The organism is Corallococcus sp. AB030 (genome assembly GCF_003668965.1).
Taxonomy (GTDB): Bacteria; Myxococcota; Myxococcia; order Myxococcales; family Myxococcaceae; genus Corallococcus; species Corallococcus exiguus.
In genome coordinates this window covers 1-2,864 of the sequence record NZ_RAWQ01000402.1, presented here as the reverse complement: position 1 = coordinate 2,864, position 2,864 = coordinate 1, and the positions used below count along the sequence as shown (strand labels likewise).

The window sequence follows — 2,864 nt, the reverse complement described above, 5'->3', positions numbered from 1 at the left end:
CGGGGTGCGAGTGGGCGGGCGTGCGCCAAGCGTGAAAACGGGGAGGCCCGGGGCTAAAGCTAGAGCATGTTCTTCACGTCCCCGAAGAAGTTGAGGCTCCCCACTCCGCAGGAGGCGCTGCCGGGCCGTCCTCAGGAGATGCCGGTTCCGCAGAAGCACACCGTGCTGGGCACCCCGCTGAAGGGGCCGGTGCCGGAGGGCTTTGAAACGGCCGTCTTCGGCATGGGCTGCTTCTGGGGCGTCGAGCGCAAGTTCTGGCAGGTGCCGGGCGTGTACTCCACCTCGGTGGGGTACGCGGGCGGGCTGACGCCGAACCCCACGTACGAAGAGGTCTGCTCCGGGCTCACCGGCCACAACGAAGTGGTGCGCGTGGTGTTCGACCCGGCGAAGGTCACGTACGCGCAGCTCTTGAAGGTGTTCTGGGAGAACCACGACCCGACACAGGGCATGCGCCAGGGCAACGACGCGGGCACGCAGTACCGCTCCGGCATCTACTTCGCGAACGACGCGCAGAAGCGCGCCGCGGAGGAGACGCGGCAGGCGTATCAGGCCGCGCTCAACGCGAAGGGCCTGGGCGACATCACCACGGAGGTCCTGCCCTCGCCGGCCTTCTATTACGCCGAGGATTACCACCAGCAGTACCTGCAGAAAAACCCAGGGGGTTATTGCGGCGTTGGCGGCACCGGCGTGAGCTGCCCGATTGGCATTGGCGTCAGCGCGTAACGTTCGCGCGCACGACGTGAAACACGCGCGCGGAGCGGATCCACCGTCACGGGTTCCGCTCCGCGCGCACTCTGTACGTAAGAGGGGAATCCTTTAAACTCGCGTTCGTCATGAACACGACGGATGCACCTTCCCGACGCGAGTTTTTGGAGCAGTACCTGCGTGATTCCCAGGTCGCTGCGACGCTGATCAACCCCGGCGCGGACATGCCCACGGTGCCGCTGGCGGCGGCGGCGCTGGGCGTGATGCCCGCGCAGATCGTCAAGACCATCGTCTTCGAGGGGAAGAAGGATGCGTCTCGCGCGTGTCTGGCCATCGCGCCCGGCGACATCCGCATCGCCACCGCGAAGGTGTCCGCCGCGCTCCAGCTCACGCAGCTCAAGCTGGCCAGCGCGCAGACGGTTTCGCGGCTGACGGGCTACGCCGTCGGCGGCGTCCCTCCGGTGGGGCACGCGACGCCGCTGCCCGTGGTCATCGACTCGCGCGTGCTCCAGTACGACGTCGTCTTCGGCGGCGGCGGGGATGATCAGCACATGCTGCGCATCTCGCCGCGGGACATCCAGCGGCTCACCGGCGCGGTGGTGGGCGACATCGCCGCGGAGGACGCAGCGGCTTCCCCGGTGGACGCACGATGAGCGCGCAGACCCTGGGCCGCGTTTCGCTGCCGCCCCACCCCGTCCTCTTCCGGCTGTTCTACGAACCGGGCTTCGCGGACGACCAGCGCACGGTGCTGCCGCACCTGTTGCGCATCGACGCGGCCCACCTGGTGATGCTCGCGCACCGGGGCATCCTCCCCGCGGAGACCGTGGCGCGCCTGTTGTCCGTCAACCGCGACCTGCGGCTGCGCTCGGACGCGGGTGAGACCGTGTTCGAAACGCCCGCGTCGCACCGCGGCCTCTACCTCACGTACGAGAACGAATACATCCACCGGCTGGGAGGCGAGGTCGGCGGATCCGCGCACGTGGCCCGCAGCCGCAACGACATCAACGCCACCGTGACGCGGATGCGGCTGCGCACGGAGCTGCTTGGCGTGCTCGCCGGCTGCGAGTCCCTGTCGCGCACGCTGCGCACGCAGGCGCACGCGCACGCGCGCACGGTGATGAGCTCCTTCACCCACCAGCAGCCCGCGCAGCCCTCCACGTTCGGCCACTACCTGACGGCGGTGCTGTCGGAGTTCGTCCGCGGCACCGCGTGGCTCGCCGCCAGCTACGGCACCGTCAACCGCAGCCCCATGGGCGCCGCGGCCGGAGGTGGCACGTCGTTCCCCATCGACCCGCACGAGGTCGCGCGGCTGCTGGGCTTCTCCGCGCCGGTGCTCAACTCCGCGGACGCCGTCGGTTCGCGGGACTTCGTCATCCAGGTGCTCGGGCCCCTGGCGCTCATGGGCACCACGCTCACACGGCTGGCCAACGACCTGCAGGCCTGGGCCAGCATGGCCTACGGCTTCCTCGACTGGCCGGATGACCTGGTGAGCACCAGCTCCATCATGCCGCAGAAGCGCAACGCCTTCGTCCTGGAGCACATCCGCGGACAGGCGGTGCACCCCACCGGCGCGCTGATGAACGCCTTGATGGGCCTGAAGAACACGCCCTTCACCAACAGCGTGGAGGTCAGCGGTGAAGTCTCCGCGCACCTGTGGCCCGCGCTCCGGGGCATCAGCAAGGCGCTCCAGCTGATGGACCTGCTGCTCCAGCACGTGCGCGTCCGCCCGGACGCGATGCGCGCCTTCCTGGTCCACGCGGATACGACGATGACCGCGGTCGCGGACCACCTGGTCGCGCGGCACGGGCTCGCGTTCCGCACGGCCCACGACGTGGTGGCCCGGCTCGTGGCGCGCAAGACGGGCGACGCGCCCCTCACCGCCGCGGAGGCCCGGCGCGGGCTGGAGGCGCTGCTCCTGGAAGTCACCTCGCGCGCCTTCACGCTCGACGAAGCGGAGCTGGCGCGCGCGCTGGAGCCCGCCACCTGCGTGGAGGCGTCCGCCCATGGCGGAGGCCCCGCGCCCGCCTCCGTCCTGGCCCAGCTCGCCGCACTGGAGGACCCGGGCCTCGCCGCCTCCCTCCAGGCCTGGCGCGTCGAACAGGAAGACGCGCGCGGACAGCTGGAGCACGCCGTCACCGCGCTTCTCACCGCCTCCGGAT

General features: G+C 70.3%; 3 protein-coding genes. All 3 read left to right on the top strand.

Annotation, left to right across the window (positions count from 1 at the left end; genetic code table 11):
• The first annotated feature begins 66 nt into the window (after positions 1-66).
• Entirely contained in the window at positions 67-723 is a 657-nt protein-coding gene (gene msrA / locus D7Y15_RS42985) for a peptide-methionine (S)-S-oxide reductase MsrA (RefSeq protein ID WP_121756173.1), read from the top strand.
• Between the two features lie 110 nt (positions 724-833).
• Positions 834-1,358 carry an aminoacyl-tRNA deacylase gene (locus D7Y15_RS42980; protein ID WP_233605321.1) on the top strand — a complete coding sequence of 175 codons (525 nt, stop codon included), beginning with the start codon at positions 834-836 and terminating at the stop codon, positions 1,356-1,358.
• Positions 1,355-2,864 (top strand): argininosuccinate lyase (gene argH, locus D7Y15_RS42975; RefSeq protein WP_233605320.1); only part of this gene is annotated, 1,510 nt, incomplete at its 3' end. The genes D7Y15_RS42980 and argH, both read left to right, overlap by 4 nt.

What these genes read in the sequence shown, in the direction of transcription:
- msrA (WP_121756173.1), top strand. Translation starts at nt 67, where the DNA reads ATGTTCTTCACGTCCCCGAAGAAGTTGAGGCTCCCCACTCCGCAGGAG.
- D7Y15_RS42980 (WP_233605321.1), top strand. Translation starts at nt 834, where the DNA reads ATGAACACGACGGATGCACCTTCCCGACGCGAGTTTTTGGAGCAGTAC.